The sequence below is a fragment of the Acidithiobacillus sp. genome (assembly GCF_023256195.1).
Taxonomy (GTDB): domain Bacteria; phylum Pseudomonadota; class Gammaproteobacteria; order Acidithiobacillales; family Acidithiobacillaceae; genus Acidithiobacillus_A.
In genome coordinates this window covers 1-20,780 of record NZ_JAGDWX010000007.1, presented here as the reverse complement: position 1 = coordinate 20,780, position 20,780 = coordinate 1, and the positions used below count along the sequence as shown (strand labels likewise).

Here is a 20,780-nt window from a genome sequence, read left to right as displayed (position 1 = left end):
CTCAGCCTCGTCTCGTCTGCCGCTGAAAGACGCGGTCGAGCAGGCTGGTCCACAGCGGCCAGAGAGCAGCGCCGAAAGCCGGGGCCACCAGCAGCGCCCAGTGCCAACGCACCGGCGTCGTCCATCCCTGCCACAGCCACACCACGAAGCGCTCCGCCAGAAGCAGCAGGAAGATGAAAAAGAGCTGCTCCCAGGGTGGCAGGCGGCGTACCCGCGCCAGCCCAAGGTAGAGCAGGAAGAGCATGAGCACCAGTCCCATGGCGTGTGCCCCCAAGAGATCGCCGAGGATCAGATCCTGAAGCAGGCCAATTCCCCACACCAGAGTGTAACCCAGACTACCGTTGCCGCCGATGGCCCAGTACAGTACCAGCAAGGCCACGAAATCGGGATGCAGGCTGGCGTAGACGGGTCCCAGGGGCAGATTCGTTGCTACGAAGGCTGCGAGGAAGGCGAGAATCCAGGTCAGGACGATCACGGTTCCGAAGGACGCGTGCCGGGCCAGAGCAGGAGCACGGTATTGAGTTGGCCCAGCTGGGCCAGGGGGCGCACGCGCACCACCGCAAAGGCCGCGTCCGTCGGGCGCTCCACGGCAGTGATGCGCCCCACCGGCAGACCGGCGGGAAAGCGTCCGCCGAGGCCCGAGGTGACCAGCAGGGTACCCGGTTTGAGATCCGTATCCCGCGCCTGGAAAGGTACGCGCAGTTCCCGCAGATTTCCGGTCCCATCCAGCAGCAGAGGGGTATTGCTGTGTTCCGGTCGGACCGGCAGACTGCTGTCGAGGTCCGACAGCAGCGCGACCCGCGCATTCCAGGTGCTGACCGCCACCACCTGTCCCACCACTCCCCCCGGGGCCAGTACCGGCTGACCGACGCGAATGCCTTGTCGGCTACCCAGATCGATGATGATGCTCTGATTGCTCGGACTGAGATCCTGGGCCACCACGCCGGCCACGGTCACCCGCCCGGGAGGAACCGGAAAACTGTCGAGCAGAGCCAGCAGCTGCCGATTTTCACTACGGATCAAGGGGAGCTTCACGAGTTCCTGTTGCGCCTGAAGGAGCTCTGCGCGCAGGCGTGCATTCTCCCGCAGGAGCTGGTCGCGACTGCGCAGGTAGTCCTGACCCTCTCCCCACAGACGGACAAGGGCCTGGTCGGCGGCCAGTACGGGGCTCGCCAGGAAAAGCCCCATACTCCGACTCTGCGGGTGCGTGGTACTGTAGAAAGTCAGGGCGAGGCTCAGCGCCGCGAGTATGCCGACGCGCAGTAGGGACGGTAAGGGACGGCGAAAGAACAGACCGACCATGACCCATTACATCCGGTAGGTATCAATCGTCCGCAAAGACCTCTCCAAGCCGCTCCAGTTCCTCCAGGGCTCGCCCGCCTCCCCGTGCCACGCAGGTGAGGGGCTCTTCGGCCACGATGACCGGCAGACCCGTCTCTTCCATGATGAGGCGATCCAGGTCACGCACCAAGGCGCCGCCACCGGTGAGCACCATGCCGCGCTCGGCAATGTCCCCGGCCAGTTCCGGCGGTGTCTGCTCCAGGGCCAACTTGATGGCACCGACGATGGCTCCGAGGGGTTCCTGCAGGGCCTCCAGGATTTCGGCGCTGGTGATGGTGAAGGTCCGGGGCACCCCCTCGGCAAGATTGCGGCCACGCACCTCCATGGTCGTCACCTCCTGGCCGGGGTAAGCGCAGCCCACGGTCTTCTTGATCTCCTCGGCGGTGCTTTCGCCGATGAGCATGCCGTAGTTACGCCGGATGTAGTTGACGATGGCCTCGTCCATCTTGTCGCCGCCGACACGCACACTCTGGGAATAGACCACCCCCCCCAGGGCGATGACCCCGACCTCCGTGGTGCCGCCGCCGATGTCCACGACCATGGAGGCCGTCGGCTCTGCCACCGGCAAGCCGGCACCGATGGCCGCCGCCATGGGTTCCTCGATCAGGTGAACCTCACGAGCGCCGGCGCTCTGAGCCGATTCGCGAATGGCACGACGCTCCACCTGGGTGGCGCCGAAGGGCACGCAGACGATGATGCGCGGACTGGGCGTGAAAAAACGCTGAGGATGCACTCGCTTGATGAAGTGCTTGAGCATGGCCTCGGTGATCTGGAAGTCGGCGATGACGCCGTCCTTCAGGGGCCGGATGGCGGTGATGTTGGCGGGGGTACGGCCGAGCATGCGCTTGGCCTCCTCACCGACGGCCTGGATACGGCGATTGGCGCCGTGGCGACCGGTGCGGATGGCGACGACCGAGGGCTCGGAAAGCACGATGCCCTTGCCGCGCACGTAGATCAGGGTATTGGCCGTCCCCAGATCTACAGCCAGATCGCTGGAGAAAAGTCCTAGGAATCTTTTGAGTATCATCGGGATGCGAGTCCTACGGGTTGACTGGTCCATGAGCCAGCGGAGGTCTGCGCAGGCAAGATCTGCAAGGCCCCGGGCGTAAGACGCGCAGTCTAGCACGAGCCTTGCGCAAAGCCCAAGCGCCCGTAACTGCGGAGTTTTGGCTACAGTGGCCTCGTACCGGCACCGCGGATACAAAAAAAGCCGGCATAAAACACCGGCTGAGGGCTCGTTACGGACAACTGCTGCAAGAACGCCTAGAGTTTATACTCCTTCGGAAAAGCAATGCCGTGATTGTTCCGCATATCCTTGTTGAGTACTGGTAAATCCAGCTTTTTGACTTCCACGTGCTTTTTGCTCTGCAGCCAATGAGAGAAGATCTCCCACACCGGTTTACCTTCCACCTTCTGCATGGAAGCCCATCCCGCCACCTTGTATTTCTTTCCTGCAGAAACTGCCTTGCCACCGATACGCAGATTGCTGATACGATGGTAGATCTTTTCATCAGGATTGAAATCGTACTGGATATTACCGACGCGGATCATATCGCCGCCCTGTTGATAATAGGGATTCGGGTTGAAGATATTGTCGGCCACCTGCTCCATGATGTTCTTGATCTGCTCACCGGTATATTCGTTGATGGTCACCTGCGGATAGGTAATGGCGGTCTGCCCCATGACGTCTTCCATGGTGATGGTCTCTCCCGGAAGCTTGCAGTAGCCCCAGCGGAAACCTGGCGAGAAGGATGCCTCGCAATCCATCTCTTCACGTAGTGCGTCGCACAGCAGCTGATCGAAGGTGCCATTGAAGTTGTCCCGCCGATACAAGAGACTGGCGGTCGTCGCAAGCGGCTGGCTGAGCTTGGCCTGGTAGGGCGCGCGGACTTTCTCGATGTATGCCGCCATTTCGGCGTCGGGCTTGATGAGGTTGGAAAAGACCGGGAGATAGTGGAAACGCCAGCCTTTGAGCTTGCCTTTGCCCACGTCCAGGTCAAAGCGGGCCAGGATCTTGCCGTTGGTGCTGGTATTGATGATCAAGGTCTGATTCACCATGAAAGGCTTCGGCCCCATGATATCGTGGGTGTGGCCGCCAAGAATGATATCGATCCCCTTGACCATGGCCGCCATCTTCTTGTCGACATCGGCGCCATTGTGCGACAGCACGACGACGAGGTCGGCCTGATGCTGCTGGCGCACCTCGTCCACCATTTTCTGCATGTGCTCGGTATGAATGCCAAACCCCCAATCGGGAATCATGTAGGCGGGATTGGCGATGGGTGTGAAGGGGAAGGCCTGACCGATGACCGCTATCTTCCGGCCACTGATCTCATGGATACGATAGGGCTTGAATACCAGTTCCTGCCAGGTATTGCTGAAGACATTCTGCGCGAGGAAGGCGGCCTTCAGCTCGTTTTTTACCAAGTGCTCGACGCGGTCCTGACCAAAGGTGAACTCCCAGTGCCCGACGAAATCGTCCACCCCCAGCAGATTCTGCGCGCCCACCATATCGGAACCATTGGTCCATAGGCTTGTGGCCGAACCTTGCCAAGTGTCGCCGCCGTCCAGCAGCAACACCTTGTCGCCGCGCTCCTGCCGAAAACGCTTCACCAAGGCGGCAATGTGCGCGTAGCCGCCGATCTTGCCGTATTTATGCGCCAGGGTATCGTAATCCAGACAGGAATACGCGTATTCGTCGCGCGGATTCTTGCCTACCTGGTAATAATCCAACATCCACTTGCCGCAGAGATGGGGGGTCTGATTCAGAGCGGGACCCACGCCGATATTGGTGTCCGGTTCACGCCACCAAACCGGCAGGAGCTGGGCGTGAGAATCCGTCATGTGCAGCAGTGTCACGTTGCCATAGTCGGGGATGGTGTAGGGATCCTTGTCACTACCCCAACTGGCCTGTATCGCTCCGGGAGCAAAAAAGCTGGCGGCACCAGCCACACCCAGAAGTTGTAAAAAATCGCGTCGATCGAGATGCATGAAATGTCCTCCCCGGGTTACAGACCGCCAGCGGCTGCCTGTTTCATGACTGAGATGATCTGCTTGTTCAATTCCTCGGCGACCCGTTTGGCTGCGGGATTGGCGGGAAAGTATTTTAGCGCATAGGTCGGCAGGTAGGTCAGCAACAGGAGTTTTCCATGCTTTTCATACAGCACGATCTTACAAGGGGCAAAAGCTCCGAATTCGGGATCGGTATCGAGGATCTTGGAGCCCAGCACGAGATTACAGACCTCGTAGATCACATAGGGGCTCTTGCTCGGAATGCCGCGCTCCTGCAGTCCCTTCTGGACATCCAGGGTGCCGACGACATTCATGTTCTCCGCTTCGGCGCCACTTTGGATACCCATCTGTACCTGGGCAGGAGTAACGCCCTTCTGCACGGGAATAACGTAGATCGGAGAATCGGTGTTTATAGGGGGCATCCCGGCTACGGGAGCCGGAATGGTTCCCGCGGCGGCAGCCAGGGGCAGCGTCAGGACGCAGCTAAAAACGACGGCCGCAAGGCTTGTTGTCAGACGACTCGGCATGGTGACCTTCCTTCAGATATGGGCGGATAGCAGGGACGGATCGTACGGCCGATCAGGGGCGATATCCCGGCACATTGATCTTTATGCCATTACTGAGATAGGCCATGAAATACTCGACGTTACGATAATCCTTGCTTTCCAGGGGCTGCGGCTGCGCGCCGACATTCTTGTTGCAACCTTGGATCCGTTTTTGCAGCGTATTCACCGCCGACCAGGCTGCACGGTAGGTGGGGAAGTGCGCCGTCTCCCCCTGCGCCGGAGAAATGATCTGGTCCCGTAGATACTTGCCATCGTAGGCCATGTGGCAGGATGCGCAGGAAAAGCCCAGCTGGCCGCGCTTCATGAAGTAATAAGCCTTGCCTTCCTGGAAGGCCTTGGTCGCCCCCGGACCGTCCACCTTGACCGCCACGGGCATGCCGTTGGAGAGCGAGGTCAGATAGGTCTGCAGGGCGATCATATCTGCGCTGCCGTACTTCAAGGGCGCCTCACCATTGGCAACCCGGCAGGCATTGATGCTGGTGCCGATGGTTTCCACCTCGTGGGTCTTGCTGTCGTACATGGGGTAGTGTGCTGCCACCCCCTTGCCGCCGTCGGGATAGCAACTGGCGTAGGTCTTGCCGTTCTTGAAGGGTTTGTCCCAGAGTGCTTTCCCGGTGGAGAGCGTGAGATCGCCCGGGTTGAACTGCATGGCCTCCTGGTACTGACTGTACAGCTCGGGACTGAAGGCGTAGGCGCCCAGAGCATACTTGTCGAAAGGCAGGTCGGGATGCTGCTGTTTGAAGAGCTCGTGAGATTCCTTCAGGGTCTGCGCCGGCGAGGTCTTGAGGTTGCCGATATCCCACCAGTTGACGGCCTGCGCACTGCCGGCGACGCCCACGAGGGCTCCTAGAGACAGGGTCAAAAACCATTGCTTCATTGTCTGTTTCCTCCTCGATTCGGGTACCGCGGCGGTCGCAGTACCGTCTTCATCAACTCACCGTCAGCTTGGATTCTGCGCTCCAGACTCCATTCTGATTGTCCTTCCAGACCATCTTCAGCGTACCGCTCTTCTCTGCCCGCATCTTGAAGGCGAGGTAGGGATTGGCGCTGACCGCCGTGCTCCAGTCGATGTCCAGCAACTTGGCGTTGTCGAAGGTCACGCTGACCGTCTGGATGAAGTGGGCCGGGATGGGCTTGCCCTCCTTGTCTTTGGTCAGGCCCGTGGTCATGGGATTCATGATCAGGGAACGGACCTCCACCACCTCCCCCTTCTTGGCACTGTTAGCCATGCGGATCATGGGGTTACCGATATTGTCTGCCATGCTGTCGTTCCTCTCGAAGTCTCAAGTAATCGGGTGTTGCCGTACTCAACCGCCACAGCCGCCAATGGTGACCTTGACCTCACGGGGGGCGGAGGCCATCAGCTCACCCTTGTTGGTCTTGGCAATGACCCGTACGTTGTCGGTCTTGGCCATCTTGATGCGTTGCTGGAAATAGGCGGCGCCCAGGGCCGGCGTCAGGTCGAACTGACTGGCCAAGGGAGTCGGGTTATGGTCGACGAAGAGCCAGACCGTGCTGACGTAATCGTCTGCAGTCATGGGCGAGTCGATTTCGATGGTAACGGGCACGGCACCGCCGTTCTCGGCGATGGTGGGGGCCGTGAGCTTCACCTTGGGCGAGACCGGAACGTTGCTCTTGCCCACACTGGCGGCCATGGCCTGATCGAGGGCCTTGGCGTCAAAGGCCTTGGCCGGCCAACCGGCGACGTTGTCGGCGAGAGCTGCGCCGGAGCGGAGCAGGGTGCCGCCAGCCAGGGTAACCGCAGCTCCCGCGACAAGGCTGGTGCCAAGAAACTGGCGACGCTGGATAGTTTTCTTCATGGATGGTCTACTCCTAAATAACGGGCTTAATTCAAGGACCAGAGGTAATCCGCCACCTGCTGTAATTCTTTCGGTGTCAGAACGTCATTTTTTCCAAATTGCGGCATATTGGCATAGGGAAACAACTTTTCCGGGTCTGCCAAAAAAGCCACCAGTTTTTCTTTGGTCTGGAACATCTGCTGGAAGGTCACTCCCTTCATGGGAAGGGCCGGAGCGACGTTGCCGGCTTGGGAGCCGCCTGGAAGCGCGTGGCAGGCAAGACAGTTCCCCTTTTCCCGATCGAAGGCAATGGCTCGGCCCGCTTCGATGTTGCTCTGCGCCGCCGCATTCTCGGCGGCCTGGACACGATCTACAGCGCCCAGGAATAAAAGGGTACCGAGGAGACTGCTGAGCATTCCCGCGCGAACGATGGTATCGAGTTTCATATCGTACTCCTGTGGTGCTGCCCTTTCGTAACATGGGCAAAAAAACAGGAGCAGAATTCGTGCCAAAACGTCCTATAGCATTAACCTACTATAAATTGTAGAGTCTTGCGGAGAGAAAAATTCGCCCGTTTAGGTGCACAAATGCCCTAAAGGATGGGCTTTGCGCGGGCGCCGGCGCGGGTGGGCGAGTACGCTCGGGCAGCGGCTCAGCCTCTGCGCGGCGGTTTGCCGAAGCCGCGTCCTGCGCATGGCTCTGTTCGACAGGGACTCCTTGTCCCAAACGGGACAGAGCCGGCCAATCACTCGCCCTCGCCAAGTTCGTCGTCGCTTTCGTGATCGCCCAACAGTCCCAGATTCTTCATCTTGGTGCGCAGCTGCTTGCGGCTGATACCCAGGAGCACCGCTGCCTGACTCTGATTGAAGCGGGTTTTTTCCAGGGCGCTCAACACCGTCTGTCGTTCCAGGGAAGGAAGATCGAAGGGACTCATGGGGCCATGGTCGGTGCCCGTCTTGCCCAAGAGTTCTGCCGGCAGATCCTGACGGCGGATCTCGGGCCCGCGGCTGAGGACGATCATGCGCTCCAGGAGATTTTCCAGCTGTCGGATGTTTCCGGGCCAGTCGTAGGCCTCCAGAGTCGCCAGGGCCTCACTGCTGATGGCGATGGGCGGTGTCCGGCCGATGTCCGCGCTGATCTTCGTCAAGAAATGGCGCACCAGGGGGGCAATGTCGGCGCGGCGCTCCCGCAGCGGAGGAATGTGCAGAGGGATGACGTTGAGGCGATAGTAGAGGTCCTCCCGGAATCGCCCGTCGCTGACGGCCTGCGCCAGATCGATGTGGGTCGCGGCCACGATACGGGCCTGCAGCGGCACCGTCTGATGCGTACCGAGACGGGTGAACTCCCGCTCCTGCAGAGCTCTGAGCAGCTTCACCTGCATGGGCAGGGGCATGTCTCCCACCTCGTCCAGAAAGAGCGTCCCGCTGGCGGCCATCTCCAGCTTGCCGGCCTGGGAGCGGGTCGCGCCGGTAAAAGCGCCCCGCTCGAAACCAAAAATCTCGCTTTCCACCAGCTCCAAGGGGATGGCACCGCAGTTGAAGGCGATGAAGGGTTGGCCGGCGCGCGGCGAGGCGTCGTGCAGAGCTTTTGCCACCAGTTCCTTGCCGGTACCGGATTCGCCGGTGATCAGCACGTTGGAGGGCGCCGGAGCCACCAGATCGATGGTTTCCAGAAGGGTTTCGATGGCACGGCTGACCCCGATCAGACCGTGCCGGCGCGGCTCCTGGCGCAAGGGCGGCAGGACCCGCCCCCGCTGCCCCAGTACCTGGCGCAGGAGGGCGATAAGCTCCCCCTCGTCCACCGGTTTGGTCAGGTAGTGCTCCGCGCCGGCCTTGATAGCGTCCACCGCATGCTCGATCTCGCCGTAGGCGGTGGTGATGATGACAGGGATCTCCGGATGTGTGCTCTTCACTTCCCGCAGGAGATCGGTACCGGATCGACCGGGCAGGCGCTGGTCGGTCAGAATCAAGGCCGGGGGCTGCTGGCGGATGGACTCCAGGGCCGCTTCGGCGCTTTCCGCCTCACGGGTGGCAAAACCCTCCGCCGCCAGCACTGCGGCCAGTACGCGGCGCAGATTGCGTTCGTCCTCAACGATAAGTATGGGTGCTTCCATGGAATCCTCACAAGGGCGCCGGGGTGGATGGCGTTACACGGCGTCTGAGGATAGGCGATCGGGAATGTGCAGGACAAATTCGGCGCCCTGATCGGCATCTTTCAGTTCTACGCGACCCTCGTGCACCATCATGATCTTTGCCACCATGGCCAGACCCAGACCGCTGCCCTTGGTCTTGGTGGTCACGTAGGGTTTGAAGATCGCCGACCTTTTGTCGGCAGGTACCCCGGGGCCGTTGTCGCGGACGGCGATACACACCATCCCCGGTGTTTCCGGACGGGCACGCAGCGCGATTCGCCCGCCCGGCTGCGGCACTGCGTCGATGGCGTTGAGCAGCAGGTTGCTGAGCGCCTGAGCAATGAGCGAGGGGTCGACGATGGCGTGCAGATCGCCGGGACAGTCCAACTCTACCTCGACACCATGTCCCTCGAAATCCGGACGGTGGCGTTCGACGCAGCGCTGCAGCAAGGTACACAGCGCAGTGTCGACGTACTCGGGTCGGTAGGAGCGACCAAAGTCGAGAAAACCCTGGGTCATGTCGTAGAGTCTCTGTACCTCTTCTTCGATGATCGACAGAAAGTCTTCGGGCACCAGGTTGCCCTTGCCAGCGTCCTGGCCGCCGTAGCGGACCAGGTAGCGCGCCGCACCGCGCAGAGAGGACAAGGCATTGCGAATCTCGTGGGCGACCTGGGAAGACATCTCGCCGATGGTCGCCATGCACTGCATATCCTGCTGGCGCTGATGCAGGCGTTGCAGTTCCTGGAGGTGCTCGTGCAGTCGCACCTCGGTCATGCGAAAAGCTCGCTCCAGACGATGGAGTTCGTCGCCGTGACGATCGGGGGCTTGCGGATCGCGGCGGTCCTCCAGACCCAGGCGTTGTTCCATACCCTCGATGTCGTGCAGCAGCCGCAGCACCGGCCGGGTGATGGCCAGGCTCACCAGATACGCCCCCAGCAGTCCGAGGAGGGCGGTGATGGCTCCCAGGATCAGGAGGCGGCTGGTGGTGCGGTTGAGACGCTCATCCACCAGCGCGTTGATCTTCTGACGGTTGCCCTGTAGCCAGACCGTGCCCAGATCGTAGGAGCCCGCGGCGATGGCCGCCCGGAACAGATCGGCTTGACTGACAGAGCGCGGCGGCAGCCGTGCCGGCTCGCCGAGCTGGCTGAGCTGAGTACTGGCGACGACGACCCCACTGCGGTCGACGATCTCGACGGAGCGGACCAGAGGATTGCCCGGGTGGGCCAGCTGCGCCAGCTTGCCGCCATCCTTGAGCAGGATGGGATTGGCGGCATCCCGAGCGATGTTCTCGGTAAGGCGTGCCAGCTCGTTCTGCACCTGACTGGTGAGGTCGGCGCGCACCGAGGTGTAGAGGAAGACAGCGATGAGCGCGTAGACGAGTGCCACGAGCAGCAGGACGAAGGCCATGCTCTTGCTGCGCCAGCTGAGCCGCTGCCAGAGGTAGGGCCAGGAGCGAAAGATCCGTGTCCCGGCGGGCCTCGGCGCAGACGATACTGCGGAAGCTTCGGAGGGCTGGTCGATACCCGGTAGCTCCACCAGTTCGCGGCTCATGAAACCGGACGGATCCTGGCGAAACCCGCAGCCTGCAGTTCCTGCGTCGGGATGGCCGCCAAGGCTTGCCGAATCTTCGCCAGCTGATCGCCCCGCAGTGCAGTGCCGGAGGTCAGGACCCAGGCTGGCGCAGGTCCGGCCATGGTCAGTACCCTCCAGGTATCGGGGGTTTCCCGCATGAGATTCTTCACCGTGGCGGCACGCAGCACACCCCAGTCTGCCTTGTGCGTAGCCAAGGCCGCAAAAACCGCGCGCTCCGATGCCACTCCCAGCCAATGCAGCGCACGCCCGTGGGCGTGCTCCTTTATCCAGGGACGCAGGATGCCCGCGGCACTGCAGTAAGGGCTGCTGTAGGCAATGGTCAGCCCCTCGCGGGCGGCCGCTTCCGGGGTGGCCGGGGCGTGCAGGAGGCTCACCACCGCCAGGCCCTTATCGGTATCGGGCGGATCGAGGCGCGCCAGCACCTGCAGCCGATCCTTGGCCGCCTGCTGCATGAGCGGACTCAAGAGGGCAAACGAATAGCGTCCCGCCCGCAGATCGCGCACGTAGTCCGTCTCGCTGGGTGGAATCAACACTTCCACCGGTTCGCCCGTAGCCTCGCGCAGTGCCTGTAACAGGGGGGCGAAGAGCCGCGCCGCGGTCACTGGCGAAAAAGCCGGTGGGATCCCCAGCACCAGATGTCTGCTGCGATACTTGGGATCGAGGCGGGCGCCGTAGAGATCGCGGTAGAGGGCGCGCAAAGGCGCGTAGGCGCCGTCGGCCAGAGGATGAAAGCCGCGAGCGAGGCCACCCAGCGCGTGCAGGGCCGCAGGGTCGGCACGGGCGGTCTCGAGGAGGGCGGTTCGAAGCTTCTCGCGCAGTGCCGGCGGCACCTCGGCGCTGGCGGCAATGAGGTCACCGGGGCCCACGTCCATGCGTGCCACCACCCGTAGTGTCCCCTCCTGGATGTAGGGCATGGCCACGTTCTCGGCTACTGCCGTGGCATCGTAGAAGCGCGCGGCGACATCCATCAAGGCGCTCTGATCCGAGCCGCTTTGGCGCAAGGTGCTGAAGTCCTTGGTGCCGATGCCGACGCTGCTGAGCAGGGACAACGGCAGTAGGGCCGAGGCGGCACAGGCGGGATCCCCCATGACGAAGCTCTTGCCCCGCAGCTGCAGTACACTGTGCACCGGGGAGTCGGCGCGGACGAGGATGACACTATGGTTGCTGCCGGGCCCGCCGTCGATACCCACGAGCGGGAGATAGGGGCTCTCGTGGGCGACGCGCAGGTAGGAGATGGGGCAGAACAGGGCGATCTGCGCCACCGGTTTGTTGGCCTCGAGATAGAAGCTCTGGAGATTCCCACTGAAGCTCAGGTGCACCGGCTCTCCGCTCACCCGGCTGAGGTACTGGGCCAGGGGCGTGAATGCCGCGTACATCACCGCAGGACTGCTCACCGGTGGCAGCAGAAAGCGCAGGTCCCCTTGTGCCGAGAGGCAGAATAGGCTCAGAATCCACGCGATCAGAATCTTCTTCAGCAGTGACATCCCCAACACCCCACCCTTCTGACCTGCGTGATTCAAGCAAAAGGAGTGCCAGATTCCATGTCCCAAGAGCCCAGCCCGAATCGGCCTCTTACCCACTTCAACGCGCGTGGCGAAGCGCACATGGTGGCCGTCACGGACAAGCCCGTCACCGAACGCCGCGCCCGGGCCGAAGGCGCCATCCGCATGCAGACGAGCACCTTGGAGCGCCTGCGCGAGGGTAGCGTCGGCAAGGGCGACGTGCTTGCCGTCGCCCGCATTGCGGCCATCCAGGCCGCCAAGAAGACGGCCGACCTGATCCCTTTGGCACACCCCCTGGCCCTCAGCGCCGTCGACGTGGAGTTTGCGGACCAGGATGATCCGGCGCAACTGCTGTGCCGGGTAGATCTGCGTTGCAGTGGTCAGACGGGGGTGGAGATGGAGGCGTTGACGGCCGTCAGTGTGGCTCTACTCACGGTCTATGATATGTGCAAGGCCATCGACCGCGGCATGGAGATCAGCTCCGTACGCCTGCTGGAGAAAAGCGGCGGACGCAGCGGTCATTGGCGTCGAGAGCCTTAAAACGAAGCCCCGCTCTGAGAGCGGGGCTCACACCGGCCCAGATTCACTTGCCGCGATGGGGCGAGGAGCTGTAGCGCATCATCACGTCCCGGTCCTTCCAGTTGGCCTCCTTGAGGACCTCTTCAGGGATCAGGTAACGATCCTGGGGAGCCACTTCCTTGGCCTTGACGATGCGCAGCACATCGGCGTAAGGAAGTTTGCGCAGCAATCCGTCCTTGTCCGTCGCGCGCACGATCATGGCGTCCTTCAAGAGGGCGTAGACGTAGAAATTCCCCGGACGCAGCTTGCCTTCCTTGTCCCGCCAGGTGACCGTGATGCGGGAGTGCTCTTTGAAATCGTTTCGGTTCATCGCTGATTCTCCATGGAATGGGCCGAGTCAAAGTACCTGCGCTCTGGGCGCCAAAGCAAATAAGGGCTGCTTATTACAAAATCAAAAACGCTGAGTTGCTTTATCACCGACCCTCGGCGACCATCCGACACATGTTAGAGGGGCCCGCCCGGCCACTCTCCACGAGCGAGGTAGACGATGGCTACGGTCATGGAATTCGAGGATCACGGCAAGCAGGAGATCAAATACAGCACCTGCTACATGTGCGCCTGTCGCTGCGGCATCAAGGTGACGGTGGAAAACAACCAGGTACGCTTCATCCAGGGTAACCGCAATCACCCCATCAACCAAGGGGTGCTCTGCGCCAAGGGTTCGGCTGGGATCATGAAGCAACAGTCCCCGGCCAAGCTGCGCAACCCGCTGCGCCGCAAACCCGGGACCGAGCGCGGCGCCGGCGAGTTTGAGGAGATCTCCTGGGATGAGGCCATCGACATCCTCACCCAGCGTCTGCAGCACATCCGCGCCACGGACCCCAACAAACTCGCCTATTTCACCGGCCGTGACCAGATGCAGGCCCTCACCGGGCTCTGGGCGCAGCAGTTCGGCACCCTGAACTGGTCGGCCCACGGCGGCTTCTGTTCCGTCAACATGGCCACCGCCGGCCTGTACATGCTGGGCCACGCCTTCTGGGAGTTCGGTGACCCCGACTGGGATCGTACCAAGTACTTCATGCTCTGGGGCGTTGCCGAGGACCACTCTTCCAACCCCATGAAGATCGGGCTGGAAAAGCTCAAGCGCAACGGCGGCAAGTTCGTGGGTATCAATCCCGCGCGCACCGGCTACCAGGCCATCGCCGATGAGTGGGTGCCGATCCGTCCCGGTACCGACGGCATGCTGGCCTTGTCCATGGTGCAGGTCCTGCTCCAGAACGAACAGTTCGACTGGGATTTTCTGCTCCGATACACCAACGCGCCCTTCCTCGTCGTGCACACGCCGGGGCAGAAGGGCGATGGACTCATCTACCGCGATGAGGCGGGGCACCCCATGGTCTGGGATCTCGAGAAGGAAGCCTTCGTCAATGGCATGGATGCCGGCGTCAAGGCGGCTCTCTTCGGCGACTTCCAGAGCCCCGATGGCCGGCCTCTGCGCACGGTCATGAGCATCCTCGCCGACCGCTATCTGGACGAGCGCTTCAGTCCCGCCAACGCTGCCCGCATCACCGGTGTGCCGGCGGAGACCATCGAGCGTCTGGCTCTGGAGATGGCCCACGTGGCCTTCAAGGAAAGTATCGAGGTCGAGGTGGAGTGGACCGACTGGGCGGGACGCAAGCACGACCGCTTCATCGGTCGGCCGGTGTCCATGCACGCCATGCGCGGCATCTCGGCGCACTCCAATGGGATGCAGGCAGCGCGCGCCATCCACCTGCTCCAGGTGCTGCTGGGGACCATCGACTGTCCCGGTGGTTTCCGCTCCAAGGCCCCTTACCCGAAACCCGTGCCACCGCCCGTCAAGCCGGCACAGCACAGCGCGCCGAACACCCCACTGAAGTCGCCGCCGCTCGGTTTCCCGACGGCGCCGGAGGACCTCGTGATCGATGAGGAGGGTCGGCCCAAGCGTATCGACAAGGCCTATTCCTGGGAGGCGCCCATCGCCAACCACGGACTCATGCACATGGTCATCACCAATGCCGTCAACAAGGACCCCTACGGCATCGATACCCTGATCTTCTTCATGGCCAACATGAGCTGGAACTCCACCATGAATACGGCCAATGTGCAGGAGATGCTCAAGGCCAAGGACGACAACGGCGAGTACAAGATCCCCTTCCTCGTGGTCATCGACGCCTATCACTCCGAGATGGTCAATTTCGGCGATCTCATCCTGCCCGATACCACCTACCTCGAGCGCTACGATTGTATTTCGCTGTTGGATCGGCCCATTTCGGAGCCCGATGCCATCTGCGACTCCATCCGCCACCCCATCCTGAAGCCCGACCGTAACGTCCGGCCCTGGCAGGACGTGATGGTGGAGCTGGCCACGCGCCTCAAGTTCCCGGCCTTTACCAAAGAGAACGGCGAGCCGCGTTTCAAGGACTACAAGGACTTCATCGTCAACTTCGAGCGCGCTCCCGGGATCGGCTTCCTGGCTGGTTGGCGGGGCAAGGACGGCAAGTCCCACCTGCGCGGCGAGCCCAATCCGGAGCAGTGGGATCGCTATATCGAGAATCAGGGCTTCTTCCAATACCACCTGCCCAAGTCGGCGGCCTTTTATCGCTTTGCCAATCGGGAGTACCTGGATCTGGCCCAGAAGATCGGCTTCAATCCTACGGCCGATCCCATCCTCATCGAGCTCTACTCCGAAACCTTCCAGCGCTTCCGGCTGGCCGGTATGGGGCTCTACGACGGTCCGCAGCCCAAGGATCCCGTGGATCGCGAGCGACTGGCCACCTATTTCGACCCGCTGCCGGACTGGTACGAGCCCCTGGAGCAGCAGCGCATCGACAAGAAGGAGTATCCCTTCTTTGCCGTCAATCAGCGACCGATGATGATGTATCACTCCTGGGACAGTCAGAATGCCTGGCTGCGCCAGATCATCGCCCAGAATTACCTCTACATGAACCGCAAGCGCGGAGAACAGATGGGCATCGCCGACAAATCCTGGGTCTGGGTGGAGAGCCACAACGGCAAGATCCGGGTTCAGGTCAAGCTCATCGAAGGTTGCCAGGAAGACACGGTGTGGACCTGGAATGCCATCGGCAAGCAGTCCGGCGCCTGGGGCCTCAAGCCCGAGGCCGCCGAGGCGACCCGCGGCTTCCTCATGAATCACCTGATTTCGGAACTGCTACCACCCAAGCGAGGAGAACGTCGGCTGACCAACTCCGACCCCATCACCGGCCAGGCGGCTTGGTACGACCTCATGGTCAAGATCACCCCGGCCGCCCCGGGCGAGGAAGGGGTATGGCCCACCTTTGAGACCATCAAGCCTTTGCCCGGCATGGCACCGGCTCCGGATCAGCTGCGCTACCACACCCACGAACCCGTCAACCTCAAGTCCTGAAGTCGGGACCTGAGAAGACCCGGCCACCGGAAACGGGGCCGGACTGAATCAAGGAGTTCAGCATGAGACTTGGATTGGTTATCGATTTGGACACCTGCGTGGGCTGTCACGCCTGCGCCGTGGCCTGCAAGGAATGGAATACCAGTGGCACCACGGGTGCTCTGACGGATTATCAGCCCTACGGCGCCAAGCCCTCGGGCGTGTGGTTCAATCGCATCCGTCACTACGAGATTGGCGAGTATCCCTACAACAAGACTGTCAACTTCCCGATGTCCTGCATGCACTGCGAGAACGCCGAATGCGTCACGGTCTGTCCCACCGGCGCCAGCTACAAGCGCGCCGAGGACGGTATCGTCCTTGTCGATCAGAACAAGTGCATGGGCTGCAATTACTGCTCCTGGGCCTGCCCCTACGGCGCTCGTGAGCTGGACCGGGCCTCCGGCACCATGAAGAAGTGCACCTTGTGCATCGACCGTATCTACGACATGGAGATCCCCGAAGAAGAGCGTCAGCCCGCCTGCGTTCTGACCTGTCCGGCCCACGCCCGCATGTTCGGCGACTTCGACGATCCCGAGAGCCCGGTCAGCCGCGCCGTGCGGGAGCGCGGCGGCTATCAGCTCATGCCCGAACTGAACTACAACCCCAGCAACCACTACCTGCCCCCGCGCGTGCACGCGCCCATCCCCACGGAGGGCATGCGCAAGAAGGCGGCGGCCAAGGTCAAGGCCTGGGTCAACCGCGTCGTCGAGCGCTGAGGAGAACGCCCATGCATCCGGCACTGGCAGTCATTTTTCTTACCCTGTTCTCGGGCGGCGGCTTTGGCCTCATGGCCCTGGTGGCCGTCGTCAACGATTTCCACATCGAGGGGGGTCTCAATCCCCTGCAGACCCTTGTCGCCGTCCTGATTTCCTTGGTGTTCGTGACCATCGGCATGCTCTCGTCCACGGCGCACCTGGCCAACCCCAAGAATGCCTGGCGCGCCTTCACCCGTTGGCGGACCTCCTGGCTCGCGCGGGAGGGCATCTTTGCGGTGCTCTTCTATCCCTTCGCCGGCCTCTATCTGCTCTGGGTCTATTTCACGCAGGCACCCGCGGATAGCGTGGGCCTGGTGCTTGCCAATCTCGCCGGCCTCATCGGCCTGGTCACCATCTTCTGTCAGGGGATGATCTACGCGGTCCTGCGCACCATCCGCCAGTGGAACACGCCCCTGGTACCGGCCAATTTCTACTTCATGGGGCTAGGTATCGGGGCCACCATCCTTGCCGCCGAGCGTATCGTCTTCGGAGCGCCGGCAACGGCTTTCGTGGCCCTCGCCGTCGCTTTGCTGGTGGCCGCGGCCGTCCTGAAGGGCATCTATTACTTCTGGATTTCCCGCCCAGGCGGGCCGACCATACGCACGGCCACGGGCTTCAATCGCTTGACCGTGCGGATCCTGGATCAGGGGCACACTTTTGGCACCTTCCTGACGGAAGAATTTGGTCACACCCTGCCGGCGGCGCGGGCGCGCAATGTCAAACTGCTCATGTACCTCGTCGCCTTCGTCATTCCCATTGCCGCCCTGGCCTTCGCCCTCGGCACCGGTTCCGCGGCGGCGGCGCTGATTGCGGCGGCGGCGGTGGTCGTGGGTATCGGCATCGAGCGCTGGCTCTTCTTTGTCGAGGCGCAGCACGTGGTCAACCTATACCACGGGCGTCCATCCTGTTGATCGACCACAGGTATGGCGTTAGCATCCCCAAGATGTGGCGAGACTCTTTCGGGCATCTTGGGTGGGAAGGCATGGCTGCAGATGGGTGAGCGGTCCGTGACTCGTGGTCAACAGCTTGGCTCGGCGGGGCAAGAGGTGGACCCGCCAGCGGGCGGGCTCGTGGATCGCTACGGTCGCCAGATCACCTATCTGCGTGTGTCCCTGACCGAACACTGTAATTTCCGCTGTCAGTACTGCAGCCCCGAAGAGGGCACTCCGTATTTTGACCGCGCAGAGCACCTGCAGCAGGACGAATTGCTCCGTCTGCTGCGGCTCTTTGCCGATATGGGCTTGCAGCACCTGCGTCTGACGGGCGGCGAGCCGCTGATCCACCCCCACGTTGTCGACTACGTGCGCGCGGCGAGGGCCATGGGTATCGGCAAGATCAGTATCAGCAGCAATGGCCTGCTCCTGGAAAAACTCGCCCCGGCCCTGCGCGAAGCTGGCCTGAACAATCTCAATGTCAGTCTGGATGCGCTGGATCCCGATGTCTTCCGGTCCATCACGCGCGGCGGCGACTTGGCCCGCGTGCTGCGTGGCATCCGTGCCGCGCAGGACGTTGGCATTCCACGTATCAAGCTCAATGCCGTGCTCCTCGGCAAGGACAATCGCGACCAGATTCTGCCGCTAACGGAATACGCCCTGCATCATGGACTCGATCTCCGTTTCATCGAGACGATGCCCCTGGGCAGCGCGGGCAGTGCTGCACGTGACGGTCAGTACATGCCGGCAGTGGAAGCGCGGGCCATCATCGAGGCCCATTTTGGGCCCCTCTACCCCGTCGCCTCGGCGCGGGATCAGGGACCGGCCAAACTGTTTCAGGTGGGGCAGGCGTCCGCACGCATCGGCTTCATCACGCCGATCAGTGAAAATTTCTGCGCCAACTGCAATCGGGTACGCCTGACGGCCCACGGGCGTCTGGTCTATTGCCTCGGCCAGGAGGTTGGGCTCGACCTGCGCGGGCTCCTGCGCGACGGTAGTTCCGACGCGGCCATCTGCGCCCGGATCCACGACGGTATCTGGCACGACAAGCCCGAGCGTCACGAATTTTTGGACAACCGGGAACGCTCGGCGCGGGTGTTCATGATGCGCCTCGGTGGCTGACCGGCCGTGGTGAGGGGCGGTCAGGCAGTGGTATACTATCCGCGTATTTGCTTATATAGGTGATACCACATGTATGGCTTCAAAGAAATCACCGCAGACCAGCTGAAGAGTCTGCAGGACTCGGGGCAGAACTTTCACCTCATCGATGTGCGCTCGCCGGCGGAAGTGGCGCGCGGTGTCATCGCCGGTGCCCGTCACATTCCGCTACACCTGCTGCCCATGTCGATCCAGGATCTGGAGCGAGACCGGCCCGTGGTGTTCTACTGCCTGAGTGGTGGTCGCTCCGCGCAGGCGGCGGCCTTTGCGGCCGCGCAGGGGATGGGCGAGGTTCTGAATCTGCGGGGCGGCATATCCGCCTGGGCCGGGCGTGGCTTCCCCGTAGTCGCCCCGGAGTAAATATAAGTAAAGACTAAAATATGGGGGCTTAATCAACAAATCAAAAATTTTGCCTTGCTCCCTAGAGGGTTCCTGCTAGAGTGGACGCTCGGCGGTTTATCAGTCAACTTAGGAGAACGAGAGATGGTACAAGAAGATAAGGTCCTGGATGCCCGTGGTCTCAACTGCCCCTTGCCCATCCTGCGCACCAAGAAGGCCTTGGGAGAGCTGAACTCCGGCCAGGTCCTGAAGGTCGTTGCCACCGATCCAGGCGCTGTGAAAGATTTCGAGGCTTTCTCCAAGCAGACCAAGAATCCGCTCCTGGAGCAGGCAGAGGCCGGCGGCGAGTTCGTCTTTTTCATTCAGAAGGCCTGAATCCGTACACAGCCCACAGCGAGGCGCCGCGGGCTGAAGCCGCGGCCTCGGGAGAATCAACATGGACGAGAAAAAACTGGCGATCATCGCAACCAAGGGAACCCTGGACTGGGGCTACCCTCCCTTCATTCTGGCCTCGACTGCGGCAGCCTTAGGCTATTCGGTGGAGATTTTCTTCACCTTCTATGGTCTGCAGCTGTTGAAGAAAGATCTGGGGCACCTGCGCGTGAGTCCTCTGGGCAACCCTGCCATGCCCATGCCCGTACCCATGCCGACCCTGGCCATGATTCTTCCGGGCATGGAAGGAATGGCCACCAGCATGATGAAAAGCAAGATGAAGGCGAAGGGAGTGGCGAGTCTCGAAGAACTGCGGGAGCTCTGCGTGGAGGCGGAAGTTCGCATGATCGCCTGTCAAATGACGGTGGACCTCTTTGAGTTTGATACCGCCGACTTCATCGATGGTATCGAGTTGGGTGGTGCAGCGGCCTTCTTCGAGTTCGCGGGCGAAGCCGACATCACTCTTTTCATTTGAACCCATCCGCGGTACTGTGGTCGTAATCAGTATCCGCTAATGAATTGACGAGCGAGGAGCGAGTGAATGGCTACGTATGCTGAAATGAAAGAGATGTTCGACGAGATCCGGGCGGATTTTCGTTACGACCACGAACTCAACGGCTGTCTCAACTGTGGCATCTGTACCGCCACCTGTCCCTCGGCGCAGTTCTACGACTACAGCCCGCGGGAGATCGTGCAGCTACTCTGGACCGAAAACGTCGAGCAGATCTACGACGCCATGCAGGAAAAGATCTGGGCCTGTGCGCAGTGCATGACCTGTGCCGCGCGCTGCCCCTTCAAGAATTCCCCGGGCGGTCTGGTGATGATCATGCGTGAAGTGTCGATTCGGCACGGCATGCAGTCTGCCAAGGACGTCCTCCGGCCCTTCGGGCGCGTGATGCTGAAGCTCATCACCACCGGCAACCAGCTCTCGCCGGACATGATTCAGCCCGATCACTTCCCGGACTGGGGTCCAAACATTCAGAAGGTCGAGGGTGATCTGCGCGTCCTGCGCAAGGCCATCCCGGTCCGGACGCTGCAGACCGTGGAGACGGCCTGGGAAGTTTCTCTGAAGACCTCCGTCGAGATGTACACCATCTGGGAAATGACGGGTGTACTGAAGTCCCTGGAGACCATGGACGAAAACCTTTTCGACGTGATCGAGGATTTCATCGACGAGAAGCGCGAGGACTACGAGGACTGGCTGGAGAAGCAGGGCGAATAGTCCTCGCAATGCCTCGACTACGGGAAAAGTTTCG

22 protein-coding genes are annotated in these 20,780 nt (G+C 61.7%); 9 read left to right on the top strand and 13 right to left on the bottom strand.

The window, feature by feature from the left end; all coding sequences use genetic code 11:
* Position 1 precedes the first annotated feature (1 nt).
* The 12 genes from mreD to Q0C23_RS00510 form a co-directional block, all read right to left on the bottom strand.
* A complete protein-coding gene (gene mreD / locus Q0C23_RS00565) occupies positions 2–475 on the bottom strand; it encodes a rod shape-determining protein MreD (RefSeq protein ID WP_291510431.1) in 474 nt (157 codons plus the stop codon).
* Positions 472–1,302, bottom strand: a complete 831-nt coding sequence (gene mreC, locus Q0C23_RS00560) for a rod shape-determining protein MreC (RefSeq protein ID WP_291510430.1) — start codon at positions 1,300–1,302, stop codon at positions 472–474. The genes mreD and mreC overlap by 4 nt, the downstream gene beginning before the upstream one ends.
* Before the next feature lie 22 nt (positions 1,303–1,324).
* Positions 1,325–2,365, bottom strand: coding sequence for a rod shape-determining protein (locus tag Q0C23_RS00555; protein WP_367273159.1), 1,041 nt, complete (start codon positions 2,363–2,365; stop codon positions 1,325–1,327).
* 239 nt (positions 2,366–2,604) lie between these two features.
* Entirely contained in the window at positions 2,605–4,332 is a 1,728-nt protein-coding gene (gene soxB, locus Q0C23_RS00550) for a thiosulfohydrolase SoxB (RefSeq protein WP_291510428.1), read from the bottom strand.
* 17 nt (positions 4,333–4,349) lie between these two features.
* On the bottom strand, positions 4,350–4,880 hold the full coding sequence (locus Q0C23_RS00545) for a DUF302 domain-containing protein (protein ID WP_291510427.1): 531 nt from the start codon (positions 4,878–4,880) through the stop codon (positions 4,350–4,352).
* Positions 4,881–4,932: 52 nt separating this feature from the next.
* The gene (gene soxA, locus Q0C23_RS00540) at positions 4,933–5,796 is read right to left on the bottom strand and encodes a sulfur oxidation c-type cytochrome SoxA (protein ID WP_291510426.1); all 864 of its coding nucleotides are present in this window, start codon (positions 5,794–5,796) and stop codon (positions 4,933–4,935) included.
* 52 nt (positions 5,797–5,848) lie between these two features.
* Entirely contained in the window at positions 5,849–6,181 is a 333-nt protein-coding gene (gene soxZ, locus Q0C23_RS00535) for a thiosulfate oxidation carrier complex protein SoxZ (protein ID WP_291510425.1), read from the bottom strand.
* Between the two features lie 45 nt (positions 6,182–6,226).
* Positions 6,227–6,739, bottom strand: a complete 513-nt coding sequence (gene soxY, locus Q0C23_RS00530) for a thiosulfate oxidation carrier protein SoxY (protein ID WP_291510424.1) — start codon at positions 6,737–6,739, stop codon at positions 6,227–6,229.
* Between the two features lie 26 nt (positions 6,740–6,765).
* Positions 6,766–7,164 carry a sulfur oxidation c-type cytochrome SoxX gene (gene soxX / locus Q0C23_RS00525; protein WP_004868575.1) on the bottom strand — a complete coding sequence of 133 codons (399 nt, stop codon included), beginning with the start codon at positions 7,162–7,164 and terminating at the stop codon, positions 6,766–6,768.
* A 299-nt stretch (positions 7,165–7,463) separates the two neighbouring features.
* Positions 7,464–8,831 (bottom strand): sigma-54 dependent transcriptional regulator, encoded by a 1,368-nt coding sequence (locus Q0C23_RS00520; RefSeq protein WP_291510423.1) that lies wholly within the window; start codon positions 8,829–8,831, stop codon positions 7,464–7,466.
* 33 nt (positions 8,832–8,864) lie between these two features.
* Entirely contained in the window at positions 8,865–10,400 is a 1,536-nt protein-coding gene (locus Q0C23_RS00515; RefSeq protein ID WP_291510422.1) for an ATP-binding protein, read from the bottom strand.
* Positions 10,397–11,926: a PhnD/SsuA/transferrin family substrate-binding protein gene (locus tag Q0C23_RS00510; protein WP_291510421.1), complete on the bottom strand. Its 1,530-nt coding sequence runs from the start codon at positions 11,924–11,926 to the stop codon at positions 10,397–10,399. Before Q0C23_RS00510 ends, Q0C23_RS00515 begins: the two co-directional genes overlap by 4 nt.
* 57 nt (positions 11,927–11,983) lie before the next feature.
* On the opposite strand from Q0C23_RS00510, the gene moaC reads away from it, so the two are divergent.
* On the top strand, positions 11,984–12,484 hold the full coding sequence (moaC, locus tag Q0C23_RS00505) for a cyclic pyranopterin monophosphate synthase MoaC (RefSeq protein WP_291510420.1): 501 nt from the start codon (positions 11,984–11,986) through the stop codon (positions 12,482–12,484).
* A 43-nt stretch (positions 12,485–12,527) separates the two neighbouring features.
* On the opposite strand, the gene Q0C23_RS00500 is transcribed toward moaC, so the two are convergent.
* Positions 12,528–12,833 carry a hypothetical protein gene (locus Q0C23_RS00500; RefSeq protein ID WP_004868566.1) on the bottom strand — a complete coding sequence of 102 codons (306 nt, stop codon included), beginning with the start codon at positions 12,831–12,833 and terminating at the stop codon, positions 12,528–12,530.
* A gap of 177 nt (positions 12,834–13,010) precedes the next feature.
* Here Q0C23_RS00500 and Q0C23_RS00495 point away from each other — a divergent pair, with 177 nt between their 5' ends.
* The 8 genes from Q0C23_RS00495 (at position 13,011) to Q0C23_RS00460 (ending at position 20,746) form a co-directional block, all read left to right on the top strand.
* Entirely contained in the window at positions 13,011–15,869 is a 2,859-nt protein-coding gene (locus tag Q0C23_RS00495) for a molybdopterin oxidoreductase family protein (protein WP_291510419.1), read from the top strand.
* A 62-nt stretch (positions 15,870–15,931) separates the two neighbouring features.
* Positions 15,932–16,624, top strand: a complete 693-nt coding sequence (locus Q0C23_RS00490) for a 4Fe-4S dicluster domain-containing protein (protein ID WP_291510418.1) — start codon at positions 15,932–15,934, stop codon at positions 16,622–16,624.
* 11 nt (positions 16,625–16,635) lie between these two features.
* Positions 16,636–17,574: a DmsC/YnfH family molybdoenzyme membrane anchor subunit gene (locus tag Q0C23_RS00485; RefSeq protein ID WP_291510417.1), complete on the top strand. Its 939-nt coding sequence runs from the start codon at positions 16,636–16,638 to the stop codon at positions 17,572–17,574.
* Between the two features lie 81 nt (positions 17,575–17,655).
* Positions 17,656–18,717, top strand: coding sequence for a GTP 3',8-cyclase MoaA (gene moaA, locus Q0C23_RS00480; protein WP_291510416.1), 1,062 nt, complete (start codon positions 17,656–17,658; stop codon positions 18,715–18,717).
* Positions 18,718–18,786: 69 nt separating this feature from the next.
* The gene (locus Q0C23_RS00475) at positions 18,787–19,113 is read left to right on the top strand and encodes a rhodanese-like domain-containing protein (protein ID WP_291510415.1); all 327 of its coding nucleotides are present in this window, start codon (positions 18,787–18,789) and stop codon (positions 19,111–19,113) included.
* Positions 19,114–19,236: 123 nt separating this feature from the next.
* Positions 19,237–19,467, top strand: a complete 231-nt coding sequence (locus Q0C23_RS00470; RefSeq protein ID WP_291510414.1) for a sulfurtransferase TusA family protein — start codon at positions 19,237–19,239, stop codon at positions 19,465–19,467.
* Positions 19,468–19,528: 61 nt separating this feature from the next.
* A complete protein-coding gene (locus tag Q0C23_RS00465) occupies positions 19,529–19,999 on the top strand; it encodes a DsrE/DsrF/DrsH-like family protein (RefSeq protein WP_291510413.1) in 471 nt (156 codons plus the stop codon).
* Between the two features lie 66 nt (positions 20,000–20,065).
* Complete coding sequence (locus Q0C23_RS00460; RefSeq protein WP_004868548.1) at positions 20,066–20,746, top strand: 4Fe-4S dicluster domain-containing protein; 681 nt, start codon at positions 20,066–20,068, stop codon at positions 20,744–20,746.
* Positions 20,747–20,780 lie beyond the last annotated feature (34 nt).

Coding starts and splice junctions, on each gene's coding strand:
- Q0C23_RS00515 (WP_291510422.1), bottom strand. CDS start 10,400: ATGAGCCGCGAACTGGTGGAGCTACCGGGTATCGACCAGCCCTCCGAA.
- Q0C23_RS00510 (WP_291510421.1), bottom strand. CDS start 11,926: ATGTCACTGCTGAAGAAGATTCTGATCGCGTGGATTCTGAGCCTATTC.
- Q0C23_RS00465 (WP_291510413.1), top strand. CDS start 19,529: ATGGACGAGAAAAAACTGGCGATCATCGCAACCAAGGGAACCCTGGAC.
- Q0C23_RS00460 (WP_004868548.1), top strand. CDS start 20,066: ATGGCTACGTATGCTGAAATGAAAGAGATGTTCGACGAGATCCGGGCG.
- soxB (WP_291510428.1), bottom strand. CDS start 4,332: ATGCATCTCGATCGACGCGATTTTTTACAACTTCTGGGTGTGGCTGGT.
- Q0C23_RS00520 (WP_291510423.1), bottom strand. CDS start 8,831: ATGGAAGCACCCATACTTATCGTTGAGGACGAACGCAATCTGCGCCGC.
- Q0C23_RS00500 (WP_004868566.1), bottom strand. CDS start 12,833: ATGAACCGAAACGATTTCAAAGAGCACTCCCGCATCACGGTCACCTGG.
- Q0C23_RS00490 (WP_291510418.1), top strand. CDS start 15,932: ATGAGACTTGGATTGGTTATCGATTTGGACACCTGCGTGGGCTGTCAC.
- Q0C23_RS00485 (WP_291510417.1), top strand. CDS start 16,636: ATGCATCCGGCACTGGCAGTCATTTTTCTTACCCTGTTCTCGGGCGGC.
- soxY (WP_291510424.1), bottom strand. CDS start 6,739: ATGAAGAAAACTATCCAGCGTCGCCAGTTTCTTGGCACCAGCCTTGTC.
- soxZ (WP_291510425.1), bottom strand. CDS start 6,181: ATGGCAGACAATATCGGTAACCCCATGATCCGCATGGCTAACAGTGCC.
- Q0C23_RS00495 (WP_291510419.1), top strand. CDS start 13,011: ATGGCTACGGTCATGGAATTCGAGGATCACGGCAAGCAGGAGATCAAA.
- Q0C23_RS00475 (WP_291510415.1), top strand. CDS start 18,787: ATGTATGGCTTCAAAGAAATCACCGCAGACCAGCTGAAGAGTCTGCAG.
- soxX (WP_004868575.1), bottom strand. CDS start 7,164: ATGAAACTCGATACCATCGTTCGCGCGGGAATGCTCAGCAGTCTCCTC.
- moaC (WP_291510420.1), top strand. CDS start 11,984: ATGTCCCAAGAGCCCAGCCCGAATCGGCCTCTTACCCACTTCAACGCG.
- soxA (WP_291510426.1), bottom strand. CDS start 5,796: ATGAAGCAATGGTTTTTGACCCTGTCTCTAGGAGCCCTCGTGGGCGTC.
- Q0C23_RS00470 (WP_291510414.1), top strand. CDS start 19,237: ATGGTACAAGAAGATAAGGTCCTGGATGCCCGTGGTCTCAACTGCCCC.
- moaA (WP_291510416.1), top strand. CDS start 17,656: ATGGGTGAGCGGTCCGTGACTCGTGGTCAACAGCTTGGCTCGGCGGGG.
- mreC (WP_291510430.1), bottom strand. CDS start 1,302: ATGGTCGGTCTGTTCTTTCGCCGTCCCTTACCGTCCCTACTGCGCGTC.
- Q0C23_RS00545 (WP_291510427.1), bottom strand. CDS start 4,880: ATGCCGAGTCGTCTGACAACAAGCCTTGCGGCCGTCGTTTTTAGCTGC.